Consider the following 13,705-nt stretch of genomic DNA (forward strand, 5'->3'; position numbering starts at 1 on the left):
TATAATAGTAGGCAGTAGCGGAAGACGGCGACTCCAGCGGGAAAAGCAACAGCTGAAGACCCCGCAACGGAGTGAGGAGGCTGAAGCGTTGCCCGCGGAAAGCGTCCGTCTGAAGCGGATGCAGGATCTCTGCTTTTATGTGCAATTCATACTAGACCCTTTATTATTAGTGTACTATAAATATCTGAATAGTTGGATTATTAAACACAAAAAGAAAAGGCTGTTGAGAAAAGACTTTCTCAACAGCCTGAGGATGAATCGTAAAAACGATTCATCCTTTTTAATTGGATTTTTATGTTAAAATAAAGAAGATTCATAATGATATGACATAGGAGGAAAATGATTGATTATACATAAAGGTTATTTAATCACTTCCCTATCTCTATTCTTCGTGGTCATGGCACTGAACTTTCCGTTTCCTCATGCGACTTACCAGAGCGGGGTTCACTCGATGGTGGTTTTAGGAATTCCGGTGAGTACAGCGGATGGGATCATGTGGTTCGGGTGGCTGTATGTAGCCATGATCGTAGCGGCGGTTGTGTTCCTCGTAAAAGCTCTTGATAAATATAAGCTTAGACTGGCTCTATTAAGTTTGTTATTAGTGAATGTGATGCCAATTGCGACGGCTTCAGCTTTTGAAAGAACGGTTGCCTCTGGGGTATATGCGGTGAGTTACGATAGTTCGGCGAGTGTTTGTGAGTTTAATAGAAGCGGTAACGAGCGAATGAAAGCCGAGTGTGAGCTCACGTTTACGAATCACAGTGATGAGGCTGTTTTTTTTACACTTTCATTTATGGAGAGATATAGTGGATATAAAGAATTTAATGAGATTTTATCGCTTTTAAATGAATACGGGCCTTTTGAAGCTAGTTTGGATGGTTCAGAGAGAAAGGTTGTTTCCATCTCAGCAGAAGTGGAATCTAGTGGTTTTGATGGGGGCAGCTTCAACGGCCCCAACCTAAAGATCGAGGGTGATGATGGTAAAACGAGAACCTATTAAACACATCCTCCTTGCAGGCACGATGTGCTTCGTTCTATTTGCCTCAGAGGAGGAAAGCCGTTATGTTGAGTGGGCAAGTCATAGTGAAAGCCAGATTCAACGGCTTCAAGATGCTATAATCATGTTCGAAGTAAGAGACGGCACGATTTGGATCAAAGAAAAAGATGTGACTAAAGCAGTCATGTGTTGCACATAAATGGAGGGAAAAGAAAATGAAGACGATTCGAAAAGCAGAAGCGGCCGATCGGGCATTTATTGATCAATTGTGCCAGTGGAGTTGGAAGGAAGAGACGCAAGGTCTTTCTTATCCTAGAGTGAAAGGGTTGGAGGAGCTTGAAGCGGAAGTGGCCGAGTGGGGGAACACCTACGAGGACACGCTGTATGTGGTAGAAAATAAAGATGAGCCTGTCGGTTTTTTCGGTTTTTTATATGAACCTGGAGACAAAGAGGCGTATATAATTGGACCGGTGTTTACAAAAGAAAATCACGATCAACGTGTGTTTGATTGGCTCTTCGGTCAATTGGAAGAAGAAATATCTGAACAGTTTGACACTATCATCTTGAGTATAAATGAGAGTAACGAGCTTCTTTTACAAACGGCGGAGCGAATGGAGTGGAAAAAGGGTGCGCGCCAAATCGAAATGGATATTGATGTGCAAGGGTTTGAAAAGGGGACCAGCTCGAAAACGGTTTATCCTTTACAAAAAGGGGACTGCCACTATGAAGAGGCAGCTCGCGTATTAAGTTTGGCCGGGAAGTGGGAGAAGCCCGTTGAGCAGCTGGATGAATATTTGGGTGACTTTAACATGGAAGCGGCATACGTGATCGTTGACGATTGTGTTGCCGGGGCAATTCTATGGGATCACATTGAAGGGACTACCTTTTATAGGCTTGAAGATGTAGCGGTACACGAAGATTTTCGTAAGCAAGGCCATGCATCCGCGTTGATTGAATACACAATTGAGAGAGCAAAAGATGCAGGTGCAAAATCCCTGTTTTTAAGCGTAGATGAAGAAAACAGTGGAGCTAGGAAGCTGTATCACGACATCGGCTTTTTTGAAACAATTGTGTCCACGTCTTACCGCTGGAAAAAGAGGTGACGGCTATGTAGGGACGGTTCTTCTGCGTCCTAAAATAGATGCATAAGAACCGTCCCCGCACTGCCAGAAGAGAGGTGACCGAAAGTGAACGATCGGCAAAGAAAAATCATGACGTTGTCGGGGTTAATTGCAGGAGTGGCGTTGATGGTTTATTTGTTTCTATTGAATTAGCTTGACAAGGTGGGGGCGGTTCCGTTGCTTAGCAGGAAGCAAAAAGAACCGTCCCCTCTTAGGTGCGTCTCTTTTGAAACATAGCAGTGCCGTGGGTGACAATCATTGTTACTAGCGTTCTCAAAGGGGGAAGATCAGGGTTGGGATCTTTCCCTTTTCCCATTCGTGCCAATTGTTGTTCGTACCATGTGAGGTCTAGCATGCTGGATACTCTTTTATCTAATGGCTTAAAGCCGGTTTTGATCGGTTTTGTATTTACCGTTTCGTAGGAGCCATTGATGATTTGGTTTGGCAGATCAGGGTTTAAAGCAAACGGCTTACCGATACCGATCATGTCTAGCGCGCCACTTTCAATGGCGTCCACCATGGCTTTCTCAGATCGAAACCCGCCGGTCACAACGAAGGGTGCGCGAACGAGATGTCTTGCCTTTTCAGCGTACTCTAAAAAATAGGCTTCTCTTTCTTTCGTGCTTTTTTTCACATCTCCACCAAGCATTTTCGGGTTTTCATAGTTTCCGCCTGAAATTTCGATCAAGTCAATACCCGCTTCGTCCATGGTTTTAAGTACGCCAATGGACTCTTCTTCAGTAAATCCTCCCCGTTGAAAATCAGCTGAATTAAGTTTAATGCCTATGGGAAAATCATCGCCTACGTGCTCTCTTATTTCTTGATAAACCTTTAAAAGAAAGTGCATGCGGCCGTTCAAATCTCCACCCCATTCATCTGTTCGTTGGTTATGGTGGGGTGATAAGAATTGACTGATTAAATACCCATGGGCGGCATGGATTTGGACACCAGTAAACCCCGCTTTTTTAACAATGTGAGCAGCACGTCCAAAGCGCTTAATGATGTCCCAAATTTCATCTGTCGTGAGTGCGCGAGGCTTGTTAAAGGCGTGTCCACCTCCAAAGAGCGGAACAGCACTGGGGGCAACCGGTTCTTTTGATACGGATTTTGGAGTTTGTTTCCCAGGGTGATTTAACTGAACCCAAAAGTGAGTATCATGTTGAGTGCCAGCGTTTGCCCACTTCTTTAACATGGCTAAGTCTTGCTCATCTTCAATGGCCACATTCCCAGGTTCCCCTAAAGCTTTTCGATCGACCATCACGTTACCACTGATCAGAAGACCTGCACCCCCTTGAGCCCACCGACGATACAAATGGATAAGTGCCTCTATAGGGTTGTTTTGTGATGTGGCGAGGGCTTCACTCATAGCCGCTTTTAATAAACGATTTTTTATAGTGAAAGTTTTCGATGTCAATGGTGTCGTTAATGCGGACATTTCCATATTGACCTCCATTCTTTACGGTGCCGGGCACTGTGTGACGCAGTGAACACGGTGCCCGGCACCGTAGGTAAACAGATCATAGCATGCTTATTTCGATCGGGAAAGACATGTGGGGCGGAGTGGAGGGTTCTTACTGGAGTATTTACGGTAAAAGAAAAGACGGTTCCGTTGCTTCTTAGGAAGCAAAAGAACCGTCCACATTTGGGCTAATATAGGCTATTGCTGAATCGCATCCAGTGACTGGACAAGGCCATGACCGTATTGGTTAGAGCCTCCCAGATTTACAGCTGTGTCGTTTAACAGGTTTCTTAATTCCACATTAGAAAGTCCAGGCTTTGCCTGCCATACCTGTGCGGCAACGCCGGCTACGTGTGGAGAGGCCATTGACGTACCGTTAAAAGCAGCATAGTTATTGCCGGGAGTTGTGCTTAAAATACTTACACCAGGAGCTGAAATTTCAACAGCTGGTCCTGTACTTGAGAACGTGGCACGGTTGTTGTTCTGATCAACAGCTGCTACGGCGATAACGGAATTGTATTTGGCAGGGTAGCCCACTGTGTCATTGTTTCCGCCGCGGTTTCCGCTGTTACCAGCAGCTGCAACAACGAGAAGGCCTTCTTCGTAAGCGAGGTTCGAGAACTGCTCAAGAATGGAAGAACTCTGGGATCCGCCTAAGCTCATATTGATGATATCCATTCCGTTATTGATTGACCATTCAATTCCTTCAGCGATACCAGCATAAGAGCCGCTTCCGGAGTTGTTCAGTACTTTTACGGCATACAGCTCTGCCTGTGTGGCAACACCGACAACACCAAGGTCGTTATCGACTGCTGCTACTGTTCCGGCTACGTGGGTGCCGTGTCCACTTTCATCGTAGTAAGGGTCGTTGTTCGCAGAATCAGTAAATACAGAATGACCGCCCTTAACATTGGCAAATAGGTCTTCGTGGTTACGGTCGATACCTGTATCAAGAATGGCAACTTTAAGGCCTGCGCCAGTGTATCCCGCGTTCTGAGCTGCTGTTCCCTGTACATGTGGAACGCCCCACGGTACGGTCTGACCGAATGCCTGTACTTCAGCATTTTCCTCGACAGCCGAGATCTGCGGGTGGTTAGCCAGTCCGCGAGCCTGGTTGTCTGTAAGGTTTACATGAACCACAGGCAAGTGATCGTATGTATGAAGAATATCACTTTCATCTACCCCAAAAGCCTTGATTAACCCTTTGCTTGCCGGTCCGTCAAACTGTACCAGATAATCCTGGTTCGTATTACTTCCTTCATCTGCAAATGCCCCAACCTGCACCGGAATAGCAAGTAACACCAATGCCAACCATACTGTGAATAATTTTTTCAAATTGATCCTCTCCCTTGTTCGAATTTTATTGTTATGAATCCTGTGTACCTGAAAAGCCTTTAAAAGATTGAAAGACTTAACTCTCGTAAGGCAGGTCCTGTGGAAGCGTATCAATTACTGCCTGAGCATCAGTTACGCTAAATGTACCTGCACTTATAAAGCCTGTGACGAATGCAATAACAACGAGTTTTTTCCACATGTGGCAACCCTCCTTTCAAAGATCTGGTAAACTGGTAAAAAAGAGTATAGTAAGGTGAAACAAAATGAATAACCAAAAGTTAGGCGCAGAAATCGTAAAGCTCCGCAAGCGGCACTTTCTTTCACAAAAACAGCTTGCTGACGGGATCTGCACACAGTCAGCCATTTCTCAAATTGAGCGGGGACAGATTTTTCCGGCAGTCGATACGCTGTATTACCTGTCGGCTAAACTTCATGTACCAATCGATTTTTTTATCCAGCTCATGCTTGAAGACGATATGGATGAAAATGAGGATCTCATAGCCCATGTTGAACATTTGTCCGGCGAGCAGAAGTTTGAGCAGATGTATGACTTGCTCAAGGGTAAATTGGACGAATCCACTACCTGTTACTGGATGACAAGCTATCTCACGTGGCATTTTCACTTAAGTGCCTATCAGACAAAACGTGTTTCGATAGAAAAAACGATTCAACTGCTTAAAGGCCTCCATGATGAAAAGAAAACACCCGTTCAGTCAAAAGGCAATCTGCGGGACCGGATTCTTAACTCCATTGCCTACCTGCTTGCGACCAACGGCCAGTATAAGGAAAGCCTGTACTACTACGATAAAATTCTTAAGAATGAAGACCGGTCCTCAGCCGCTGCCTCTGTTTTGACTGCGGATATTTTTACAATCAGGGTCATGTACAACAAATCAAAAACCCTTTATGATATGGGGGCCGCTGAAGAGTCACTCGCCACTATTGAAGACGGAATTAGGAAGTCACTGGAAAAAGAAAATATGTCTCTTTTGGGCCAATTCTATTACTACCGTGGTCAGTGCTTTGAGAGACTCGGCTGTGATGAGGATGAAATTAGAGAATGTTACCAAAAAGCACTCTTCTTTTTCGAATTGCTTGATAAGAAGCTTTACAGCCGGCTGCTCTGGCAATATAAAGAAAACTATTTAAAATGAATAAATTTTCTGAATATTTGTTTTATATCCTACCTACTTTCAGAGGTTAGTACAATAGGGTTTTGTAAGATAAATATTAGCAAACTCATCATTTATGGTTTTTATTTACACATATTAATCATAATGTTAAATATGTAGGGAGGAATTCCTATGAACCTGTCGGGACGTTTTGTCCGTTTTGCTGAAAAAGAGTGCAAAGGATCAAGTCAGTTGTATGAAAAATGGAGTAAAGAGGTTTCGAAAGACCGGCAGCTCCTTGACCTGGCTTCGAACGCCGGAGAAGGACAGCCGGTTCCGAATCTGTTTTTTGGTGCTGTTCAATATCTGCTCCTTAAAGAAAAAGAAGATGGGATCCTGGGGGCGGATTTTAAGAGATTTAAAGAATTCTGCATCGCGAACAAATCAGAGATTTCGCGTCTGTTAAAAACAAAGCGTGTACAAACAAATGAGATCAGACGATGTGCGTATCTTTATCCGGTGTTCTGCTCGATTTTTCAACAGACGGCCAAGCCTCTCTCTTTGATTGAAATCGGGACGAGTGCAGGTCTGCAGCTCCATTGGGATCGATACTCGTATGAATATGGGGACGGTTATACATACGGGATGGCGGATTCTTCTGTCCGGATTCGCTCCGAGTGTAAAGGGAAGCCTGTTCTTTTGCCCGAGAGCCCTCCTGTCGCTTCAAGAGTCGGGGTGGATCTTTACGTGAATGACGTAAGAAAAGAGGAAGATCGCATGTGGCTGAAGGCACTCATCTGGCCCGAGCACGAAGAACGACGCGTCATGTTTGAAGAAGCCGCACGGCTGATGAAAAAAGATCCTGTTCAGCTCATTGAAGGAGACGGAGTCAGTCTGTTGCCCGAACTGGCGGAAAAAGCCGGGAGAGATTCGACCCTCGTTGTTTTTCATACCCACGTGGCTAATCAGATTCCTGTCAATGTTAAAGAACAGTTGGAGAAAAACATTCACTTAATCGGCGGTTGGCGCGATATTTTCCATGTGTACAACAACATGTGGGATGGTTTGCTGCATGTGGATTCAATAATAGACGGGATTGAGAAGAAAAACACCATTGGCCGCACGGAAGGGCACGGCCAATGGTTTGAGTGGAACCTTTAGGAGGCAGGATGATGCTGAATTTTACGATTTGTTTTATTAAAAGGGGAAACGAAATTCTTATGCTCAACCGGGAAAAAGGATCATGGATGGGCAGGTGGAACGGTGTCGGTGGGAAAATTGAACCCGGGGAAACACCTCTTCAAGGGGTGCTTAGAGAAGTAAAAGAAGAGACGGGGCTGGTGCTTACTGACATCGACCATAAAGGAAATGTAACGTGGGTGGTAGACGGTGCAGATTATGGAGGCATGTATGTGTATATTGCTGAAATTCCGGAACAGACATCGTATCCAACACCGGTAAAAAGAGAAGAAGGGATTCTGGACTGGAAAACGAGAGAGTGGCTTATTGATAAAGAAAACACGGGCCTTGCTGATTTTATGTATTTCCTGCCACAGATGCTTGATGGGGAAAATAAACATACATACCGGTATTATTACGAAGGAGACCTGCTCGTAAATGTAGACGAAAATCCACTGGAGAAGGTGTACAGCCGGGTTTAGTAAAGGAGGAATGAACAGGTGTTAAATAAACAGGGATTCGATTTGTGGGCAAAAGCCTATGATCAGGACGTGATGGTTATTGAAGAAAAGAACGAGTATCCCTTTGCAGGGTATAAGAAGAACATCAACGGGATCTACAGTGAAGTGATGAAAAAAGACCAAGCAGAGGTTTTGGATATCGGCTTTGGGACAGGTGTACTGACCACAAGCCTCTATGAAGCCGGCCATCGGGTTACGGGGATTGATTTTTCCAGTGAAATGATTGCCATAGCCAGGGGGAAAATGCCTGATGCGACCTTGATTGAGTGGGATTTTGCAAAAGGACTGCCTACGGAAGTGAAGGAAGAAAAGTTTGACGCCGTTGTGAGTACATACGCCCTTCACCATTTGAGTGACGAGGAGAAGGTAAGGATGGTGAGGGAGCTGCTGCCGCTGTTAAAAGAAGGCGGCAGAATTTTCATCGGGGACGTGGCATTTGAAACGCGGAAGCATCTGAACGCATGCCGGGAGGAGAATCTTCATCACTGGGACGGGGATGAGTTTTACTTTGTGGCTGATGAGCTGGAAGAAGCGTTAAGGGGAGTATGCCGGGTGACGTTCCACAAGCATTCCTACTGCGGCGGTGTGTTTGTTATAGAGAAGTAGGGCGAAGGTTTATCGGTTTTAAGTGTGTGATTACCGGCTTTATAATCTTATTTACGGTTTCAATTGCGTAATTAACGGCTTAATATTTTTTAAATGGTTTTAACTGTATGATTATCGGTTTTAAATATGCAATCACCGGTTCTTAAAATTTTGCATCCATTTTATCCCCTAAAAAACCTCACCGGCCCGCGCCAGTGAGGTCCTTTTAATTCTTTTTATACTGGGCAATGAGCTCCAGTGCTGCCTGGAAAAATTCGACGGACTGAAAAGAAAAAATGGAGACGGCTGCCACTGAGAGAAGACCTGCAAAGCTTTCGACGATCAGGTTCATATGCTTTTGCCCCCCCCCTGTTTTCTGGTTTAGCTTATTATAGCAGGTGAACAAGGCGTCAGGGCGTGAAAAATCGTGTAATTTAACCACTCACAATGCTGGGTGACAGGCTCCGCATATTCCCTCCGGACAAGTCATATAGTGTATTAATAAGTCTTTATGGTATGCAGAGGATGGGGGAAAGAGAATGAAAAATCGGGCGGAGAAAATAAAAAGAATGATGGAAGCAAAGCGTAAGCGCCGGCAGCCCGGCAGAGCACGGGAAGGGGAGCGGAGACGGGACCGGTCTTCCTATCCGCCATGGATTCAGACGAGCCATGACGAGTCCAGGGAAGAAACGGACTTTTACCGCCCCGGTGCAAGGGATAAGGAGCAGTCTGAACCGTTCTTTAAAAAGGAGACCATCATGTTTCAGGTACTCTCGAGTGTGTGCCTGTTCCTTCTTGTGGCAATCCTTTTCAGTCTTCCGGCAGGGCAGTTTGATACCGCCCGTCAGTTTGTTCATCAATCCTTTAATCAGGACTTCGAATTTGCTGCGGTGTCTGACTGGTATGAGAATCAGTTCGGCCGTCCCCTTGCTCTCCTGCCCCCAAGCATGGAAGTAGCACCGGCACCTGAGGGGGAAGACATGGAACTGGCATACGCGTTACCTGCTACCGGGACCATCGCCGAGTCCTTTGAGCAGAACGGACGGGGCATTTATGTGGAGACGAATATTAATGAGTCTGTTGAAGCGGTCCGGGGTGGCGTGATCAGCTTTGTAGGTGAAGACGAAGCAAAAGAGTGGGGAAAAACAGTGGTGATCCGTCATTACGACGGGGGAGAATCGTGGTACGGCATGCTCGACAATATCCAGGTGAATCTCTATGACCATGTGGAAGCAGGTGATCTGGTCGGGTACGTATCACCGGCTCGTGATGACGATTCGGTTGGTGTGTATTACTTTGCATTAAAAGAAGGGGAAAGTTTCGTTGATCCGATTGATGTGATCGCACCTTGATGGATCTTTTGAAGATCGTTAAAGTTCACCCGCTCTTCTGGGTCATTCTCGGCTCCGGGATCATTACCGGTTATTTTAAGGAAGTCATCATGATGTTTTTGATCGTGTTTATTCATGAGATGGGACATGGATGGACGGCGAAACGGTTTGGCTGGCGCCTGACTAAGATTGAACTCCTTCCTTTTGGTGGTGTGGCAGAAACAGAGGAGTACGGAAACAGGCCGGTGAAAGAAGAAGCGCTTGTGATTATCGCCGGGCCCCTGCAGCACCTCTGGCTCATTGCCCTGAGCTTTATCTGCCTACAGTTTCAATGGTGGAGTGCTTCGGATCATGCCATTTTTCTGTTTCACAACCTGACAATTCTGGCTTTTAACCTGTTGCCGATTAAGCCATTGGACGGGGGGAAATTACTGTTTGTCCTTCAGACTGCGTTCCTTCCTTACCGGAAAGCGCTCTACACATCGTTTTATTCTTCTCTCGTGTTTTTAACGCTGTTCTGGTGTGTTGCGTTGAGCATTCTTCCGTTCCATCTGAATTTAATCGTCGTCCTCAGCTTCCTCGCTGTTCATCATTATCTCGAATGGAGACAGCGGCATTTTATTTTCATGCGGTTTCTCATCGAGCGTTTTGAGAAAAAGGCAAAACTCGTGAGCCGGATGAGGCCTGTGTTTGTGAATGGGGACGAGAAGATCGCTGATGTGATTAAAAAACTGAGACGGAACTGTCAGCACATGATCGTCCTCCACGATACTGGAAAAGCAGTTGAGGAAGAAAAAATCATAGAGGCTTTTTTTAATCAGAAAAAACGAATGCTCCCCATCGGCGCGGTCTTTTGATCCCGGACGAAGGGGAGCTTCTTATTTTGAGAGGATGTGCAGATACGAGATTTCAGTAACCTAATTAGCAACTAACCGTTCTCGAAAAGGCAAATTTGGTCTTCACAGAATAATGCCTTAAAGCCTTTGGTGCTCCAGCTGCACCCTGGTTTTAGACGTTTTAAGGGAGATGGATTTAGCCGGCTTCTTCATCTTCTGTAAACAGGGGATATTAAAACTCCTATATCAAGTATTTTTCATAAATATGAGGAATGAAGCGGAAGGCGGCGACTCCCGCGGAAAAAGTCCGCCTGCAGCGCAATGGACTTTGAGTATAAAAGAATGTTTGAAACTATTCTTTAAATAAAGCCGAAGGTAAAAGGTCTAAAAAGCGGCAAATCGTCTGATCATGTATAATAACGGTAATCAGACAGGAAACGGAGCGACAGACAGTGCTTGAAATCATATTAAATACAATTACAGATGAAAAGCGAGGCGCCATTCTTGAAAACGGCAAAGTCGTGGAGTGGCTCGTGGAGCTCCCGGCCGGAGCGGCGAGAGTAGGCGATATATATAAAGGGAGAGTTACAAAGGTTCTTCCGGGAATGGAAGCGGCGTTTGTGGATCTCGGAATTGGAAAAGACGGCTACTTACATAGTAAAGATGTGAGGGCGACAGACGGTGGGAAAAAGCCGATTGCCTCGTGTGTGAAACAGGGCCAGGAAGTGCTTGTCCAGGTTGCGAAAGAAGAGATGAGTACGAAAGGGCCGAAGCTCTCGGAATTTATCCAGCTTCCGGGGCAGTCCATTGTTTACCTTCCCTACTCTGATTACGTGGCTGTATCAAAACGCCTTGGGGAAGATGAGTTGAGAAAAGAGTGGCGTACGTTCGGGCAGGAGACGGTAGAGGCTCCGGAGGGGATCATTATCCGGACCGCTGCAAAAGAACTGAGTATGGATCAGGTAAGGCAGGAGCTCGATGTGCTCCGGGAGATGTTCAGGGACAGCCTTGTGGATTCGAAGGAGAAAGGAGCCCCGGCACTTGTGTTTGAGGGGGGATCGATGATTTTGCAGGTGGCAAGAAACTATGCCCACCGGCCGAATACGAAAATTACGATCGACCATCCGAAAGACTACACCTTTTTGACCCGCTGGCTGAAGATGAATCCCTTTGAACAGGCAGAGGTGCGTTTGCATAAAGAGCGTGGAGGCATTTTTACGGTCTTCGATCTGGAAAAAAAGCTTGAGCAGGTGTTCAGTAAGCAGGTGTGGCTGAAAAACGGCGGCTCTTTAATAATAGAAGAAACAGAAGCAATGACCGTCATTGATGTGAATACGGGGAAGTTTACCGGAAAGACGTCCCTTGAGGATACGGTGGTTAAAGCGAACTGTGGGGCGGCGGTGGCTGTGGCTGAACAGCTGCGTCTCCGGGATCTCGGCGGAATTATTATTGTGGACTTTATTGATATGGAGGACGAAAAGAGCCAGGAGCTGGTATTAAAGACCTTGAATGATGCTCTCAGAGAGGACCGGACAAGAACGACTGTGATTGGGTTTACAAAGCTCGGGCTTGTGGAGATGACCCGGAAAAAAGCGAGGTCGACGGTGGCGGAACGGCTTACGGAGTCATGTACGGTTTGTGAAGGGAAAGGCCTCGTGAGATCGGCACAGAGCCTGTACTTTGCTCTTGAGCGTGAGCTTCTTGAGATGCAGGATACAGAGGCGGTTGTCATCAGCGCAGGAAAGGAACTGGGGGAGTATCTGGATACGGGTCGTCACAGACATTCTCTTGAGGAGAAGACGGGAGTGCGTGTTTTCTTTACCCAGACAGATGGTTCGGGTTACTCGGTTCGTTTTGCCGGTGAGTTGGGGGAAGCGAAGGGATTTTGGAATCGGCAAACTGGTGATTGACACTGATTTTACCGTTGTGATATGATATTTCTTGTTAGTTGTTTGGTTGCACCCAAAGAACTGCAACCGCACAGAGCAGGTTTTTAAGCGAACTGCCCCTCGGCTGAGGGATAGAAAGCACCTGCAATGGCGAGTCTGAGTAATTAAGGAGGTGCGCATGATATGTACGCAATTATTGAAACTGGTGGTAAACAAGTGAAAGTAACTGAAGGCCAAGAGGTTTTCGTTGAAAAGCTTGATATTGCTGAAGGTGAAACTGTAACGTTTGACCGGGTAATCCTAGTTGGTGGTGACGAGACGAAAGTTGGTTCTCCATTGGTAGAGGGTGCTTCTGTTTCTGCTAAGGTTGAGAAACACGGCCGCGGCAAGAAGACAATCGTTTACAAAATGAAGAAGCGTAAAAACTATCGTCGTAAGCAGGGTCATCGTCAGCCTTACACGAAAGTAACGATCGATTCTATTACCGTTTAATCGGGGGCTCTTATGATCAGAGTTACGGTTGAGCGAAATGAAAATAAGCATATTTCGTCGTTTACGATGAAGGGACATGCTGATTCCGGCCCCCATGGTCATGACCTTGTGTGTGCTGCAGCGTCTGCTTTGTCGTTTGGGACGATTAATGCCATTGCTGAGCTTTGTGAACTCGAGCTTCCTGTAGAGATGGGAAGTGAGGGTGGTTTTCTCCGCTGTCAGGTTCCGGGTGATCTCGGGGTTGATACGCATGAGAAAGTTCAATTGCTCTTAGAAGGGCTTGTCGTATCGTTTTCCATGCTGGAGGAACAATACGGGGAGTATATCCAAGTAAACAGGAGGTGAAAGTTATGTTTTTGAAACTGGATCTTCAATTTTTCGCACAGAAAAAAGGGGTAGGTAGTACGAAAAACGGTCGTGACTCAATCTCTAAGCGTTTAGGTACTAAACGTGGAGACGGTCAGTCTGTTACTGGTGGATCTATCCTTGTACGTCAACGCGGAACTCGCATTTACCCTGGTGTAAACGTGGGCCGAGGCGGAGACGACACGTTGTTCGCAAAAGTTGACGGCGTTGTTAAATTTGAGCGTGTAGGTCGCGATCGCAAACAAGTGAGCGTATACCCTGAGGTTCAAGAAGCGTAAGTCAATACATGAAGAAAGCCCTCGATGCCGCTTAGGTGGTGTCGGGGTTTTTTTGTGTTTTTATAGGCGGGGGAGCAGTGGAGGAGCGGCGTTTAGTCGAGTTAGCGGTGGGTTTAATCAAGTTAGAGGGTGGTTTAATCAAGTTAGGTGGGAGGGGCGGTTTTTTGAGGTTTGCGGACAGCCTTACGCGCCACTTAAACAGGT

General features: G+C 46.1%; 17 protein-coding genes and 1 other annotated feature. Of the genes, 13 read left to right on the forward strand and 4 right to left on the reverse strand.

Features of this window, described 5'->3' with window-relative positions; all coding sequences use genetic code 11:
- Positions 1 to 343 precede the first annotated feature (343 nt).
- Genes JSY36_RS17815 through JSY36_RS17825 form a run of 3 tightly spaced genes read left to right on the forward strand, consistent with a single transcriptional unit; the run spans position 344 to position 2,100 of the window.
- On the forward strand, positions 344 to 1,000 hold the full coding sequence (locus JSY36_RS17815) for a hypothetical protein (protein WP_205167405.1): 657 nt from the start codon (positions 344 to 346) through the stop codon (positions 998 to 1,000).
- Positions 975 to 1,196: a hypothetical protein gene (locus JSY36_RS17820; RefSeq protein ID WP_205167406.1), complete on the forward strand. Its 222-nt coding sequence runs from the start codon at positions 975 to 977 to the stop codon at positions 1,194 to 1,196. Before JSY36_RS17815 ends, JSY36_RS17820 begins: the two co-directional genes overlap by 26 nt.
- Before the next feature lie 16 nt (positions 1,197 to 1,212).
- Positions 1,213 to 2,100: a GNAT family N-acetyltransferase gene (locus tag JSY36_RS17825; RefSeq protein WP_205167407.1), complete on the forward strand. Its 888-nt coding sequence runs from the start codon at positions 1,213 to 1,215 to the stop codon at positions 2,098 to 2,100.
- A gap of 229 nt (positions 2,101 to 2,329) precedes the next feature.
- Here the strand turns inward: JSY36_RS17825 and JSY36_RS17830 are convergent, their stop codons facing one another.
- The 3 genes from JSY36_RS17830 to JSY36_RS20745 form a co-directional block, all read right to left on the reverse strand.
- Entirely contained in the window at positions 2,330 to 3,559 is a 1,230-nt protein-coding gene (locus JSY36_RS17830) for an NADH:flavin oxidoreductase/NADH oxidase family protein (RefSeq protein ID WP_205167408.1), read from the reverse strand.
- Between the two features lie 216 nt (positions 3,560 to 3,775).
- Complete coding sequence (locus JSY36_RS17835; protein WP_205167409.1) at positions 3,776 to 4,912, reverse strand: S8 family peptidase; 1,137 nt, start codon at positions 4,910 to 4,912, stop codon at positions 3,776 to 3,778.
- 76 nt (positions 4,913 to 4,988) lie between these two features.
- Positions 4,989 to 5,111 (reverse strand): hypothetical protein, encoded by a 123-nt coding sequence (locus JSY36_RS20745; RefSeq protein ID WP_272873325.1) that lies wholly within the window; start codon positions 5,109 to 5,111, stop codon positions 4,989 to 4,991.
- Between the two features lie 64 nt (positions 5,112 to 5,175).
- On the opposite strand from JSY36_RS20745, the gene JSY36_RS17840 reads away from it, so the two are divergent.
- The 4 genes from JSY36_RS17840 to JSY36_RS17855 all read left to right on the forward strand — a co-directional run bounded on the left by JSY36_RS17840 (position 5,176) and on the right by JSY36_RS17855 (position 8,330).
- Positions 5,176 to 6,066, forward strand: a complete 891-nt coding sequence (locus JSY36_RS17840) for a helix-turn-helix domain-containing protein (RefSeq protein WP_205167410.1) — start codon at positions 5,176 to 5,178, stop codon at positions 6,064 to 6,066.
- 150 nt (positions 6,067 to 6,216) lie between these two features.
- Positions 6,217 to 7,185, forward strand: coding sequence for a DUF2332 domain-containing protein (locus JSY36_RS17845; RefSeq protein ID WP_205167411.1), 969 nt, complete (start codon positions 6,217 to 6,219; stop codon positions 7,183 to 7,185).
- A gap of 8 nt (positions 7,186 to 7,193) precedes the next feature.
- Positions 7,194 to 7,685 carry an NUDIX hydrolase gene (locus JSY36_RS17850; protein ID WP_336511526.1) on the forward strand — a complete coding sequence of 164 codons (492 nt, stop codon included), beginning with the start codon at positions 7,194 to 7,196 and terminating at the stop codon, positions 7,683 to 7,685.
- Between the two features lie 18 nt (positions 7,686 to 7,703).
- On the forward strand, positions 7,704 to 8,330 hold the full coding sequence (locus JSY36_RS17855; RefSeq protein ID WP_336511527.1) for a class I SAM-dependent methyltransferase: 627 nt from the start codon (positions 7,704 to 7,706) through the stop codon (positions 8,328 to 8,330).
- Between the two features lie 205 nt (positions 8,331 to 8,535).
- Here JSY36_RS17855 and JSY36_RS20750 read toward each other — a convergent pair whose 3' ends face one another.
- Positions 8,536 to 8,661, reverse strand: a complete 126-nt coding sequence (locus JSY36_RS20750; RefSeq protein ID WP_272873326.1) for a hypothetical protein — start codon at positions 8,659 to 8,661, stop codon at positions 8,536 to 8,538.
- Positions 8,662 to 8,848: 187 nt separating this feature from the next.
- Here JSY36_RS20750 and JSY36_RS17860 point away from each other — a divergent pair, with 187 nt between their 5' ends.
- From JSY36_RS17860 to rpmA, 6 genes are all read left to right on the forward strand, one after another.
- Positions 8,849 to 9,661, forward strand: a complete 813-nt coding sequence (locus JSY36_RS17860; RefSeq protein ID WP_205167412.1) for a M23 family metallopeptidase — start codon at positions 8,849 to 8,851, stop codon at positions 9,659 to 9,661.
- Positions 9,661 to 10,497 carry a M50 family metallopeptidase gene (locus JSY36_RS17865; RefSeq protein WP_205167413.1) on the forward strand — a complete coding sequence of 279 codons (837 nt, stop codon included), beginning with the start codon at positions 9,661 to 9,663 and terminating at the stop codon, positions 10,495 to 10,497. The genes JSY36_RS17860 and JSY36_RS17865 overlap by 1 nt, the downstream gene beginning before the upstream one ends.
- Before the next feature lie 431 nt (positions 10,498 to 10,928).
- Positions 10,929 to 12,386, forward strand: coding sequence for an Rne/Rng family ribonuclease (locus tag JSY36_RS17870; RefSeq protein WP_205167414.1), 1,458 nt, complete (start codon positions 10,929 to 10,931; stop codon positions 12,384 to 12,386).
- Between the two features lie 54 nt (positions 12,387 to 12,440).
- Positions 12,441 to 12,533, forward strand: a sequence feature (ribosomal protein L21 leader region).
- A 15-nt stretch (positions 12,534 to 12,548) separates the two neighbouring features.
- Positions 12,549 to 12,857: a 50S ribosomal protein L21 gene (gene rplU, locus JSY36_RS17875; RefSeq protein ID WP_122897699.1), complete on the forward strand. Its 309-nt coding sequence runs from the start codon at positions 12,549 to 12,551 to the stop codon at positions 12,855 to 12,857.
- 12 nt (positions 12,858 to 12,869) lie between these two features.
- Complete coding sequence (locus JSY36_RS17880; protein ID WP_205167415.1) at positions 12,870 to 13,202, forward strand: ribosomal-processing cysteine protease Prp; 333 nt, start codon at positions 12,870 to 12,872, stop codon at positions 13,200 to 13,202.
- Positions 13,203 to 13,207: 5 nt separating this feature from the next.
- Positions 13,208 to 13,501: a 50S ribosomal protein L27 gene (gene rpmA, locus JSY36_RS17885; RefSeq protein ID WP_122897695.1), complete on the forward strand. Its 294-nt coding sequence runs from the start codon at positions 13,208 to 13,210 to the stop codon at positions 13,499 to 13,501.
- Positions 13,502 to 13,705: the final 204 nt, after the last annotated feature.

It is taken from the genome of Alteribacter salitolerans, assembly GCF_016901055.1.
Classification (GTDB): Bacteria; Bacillota; Bacilli; order Bacillales; family Salisediminibacteriaceae; genus Alteribacter; species Alteribacter keqinensis.

Bases quoted from the DNA above. Each gene is read 5' to 3' on its own strand.
- JSY36_RS17820 (WP_205167406.1), top strand. From the start codon at position 975: ATGATGGTAAAACGAGAACCTATTAAACACATCCTCCTTGCAGGCACG.
- JSY36_RS17825 (WP_205167407.1), top strand. From the start codon at position 1,213: ATGAAGACGATTCGAAAAGCAGAAGCGGCCGATCGGGCATTTATTGAT.
- JSY36_RS17830 (WP_205167408.1), bottom strand. From the start codon at position 3,559: ATGGAAATGTCCGCATTAACGACACCATTGACATCGAAAACTTTCACT.
- JSY36_RS20745 (WP_272873325.1), bottom strand. From the start codon at position 5,111: ATGTGGAAAAAACTCGTTGTTATTGCATTCGTCACAGGCTTTATAAGT.
- JSY36_RS17840 (WP_205167410.1), top strand. From the start codon at position 5,176: ATGAATAACCAAAAGTTAGGCGCAGAAATCGTAAAGCTCCGCAAGCGG.
- JSY36_RS17845 (WP_205167411.1), top strand. From the start codon at position 6,217: ATGAACCTGTCGGGACGTTTTGTCCGTTTTGCTGAAAAAGAGTGCAAA.
- JSY36_RS17850 (WP_336511526.1), top strand. From the start codon at position 7,194: ATGATGCTGAATTTTACGATTTGTTTTATTAAAAGGGGAAACGAAATT.
- JSY36_RS20750 (WP_272873326.1), bottom strand. From the start codon at position 8,661: ATGAACCTGATCGTCGAAAGCTTTGCAGGTCTTCTCTCAGTGGCAGCC.
- JSY36_RS17860 (WP_205167412.1), top strand. From the start codon at position 8,849: ATGAAAAATCGGGCGGAGAAAATAAAAAGAATGATGGAAGCAAAGCGT.
- JSY36_RS17865 (WP_205167413.1), top strand. From the start codon at position 9,661: ATGGATCTTTTGAAGATCGTTAAAGTTCACCCGCTCTTCTGGGTCATT.
- rplU (WP_122897699.1), top strand. From the start codon at position 12,549: ATGTACGCAATTATTGAAACTGGTGGTAAACAAGTGAAAGTAACTGAA.
- JSY36_RS17880 (WP_205167415.1), top strand. From the start codon at position 12,870: ATGATCAGAGTTACGGTTGAGCGAAATGAAAATAAGCATATTTCGTCG.
- rpmA (WP_122897695.1), top strand. From the start codon at position 13,208: ATGTTTTTGAAACTGGATCTTCAATTTTTCGCACAGAAAAAAGGGGTA.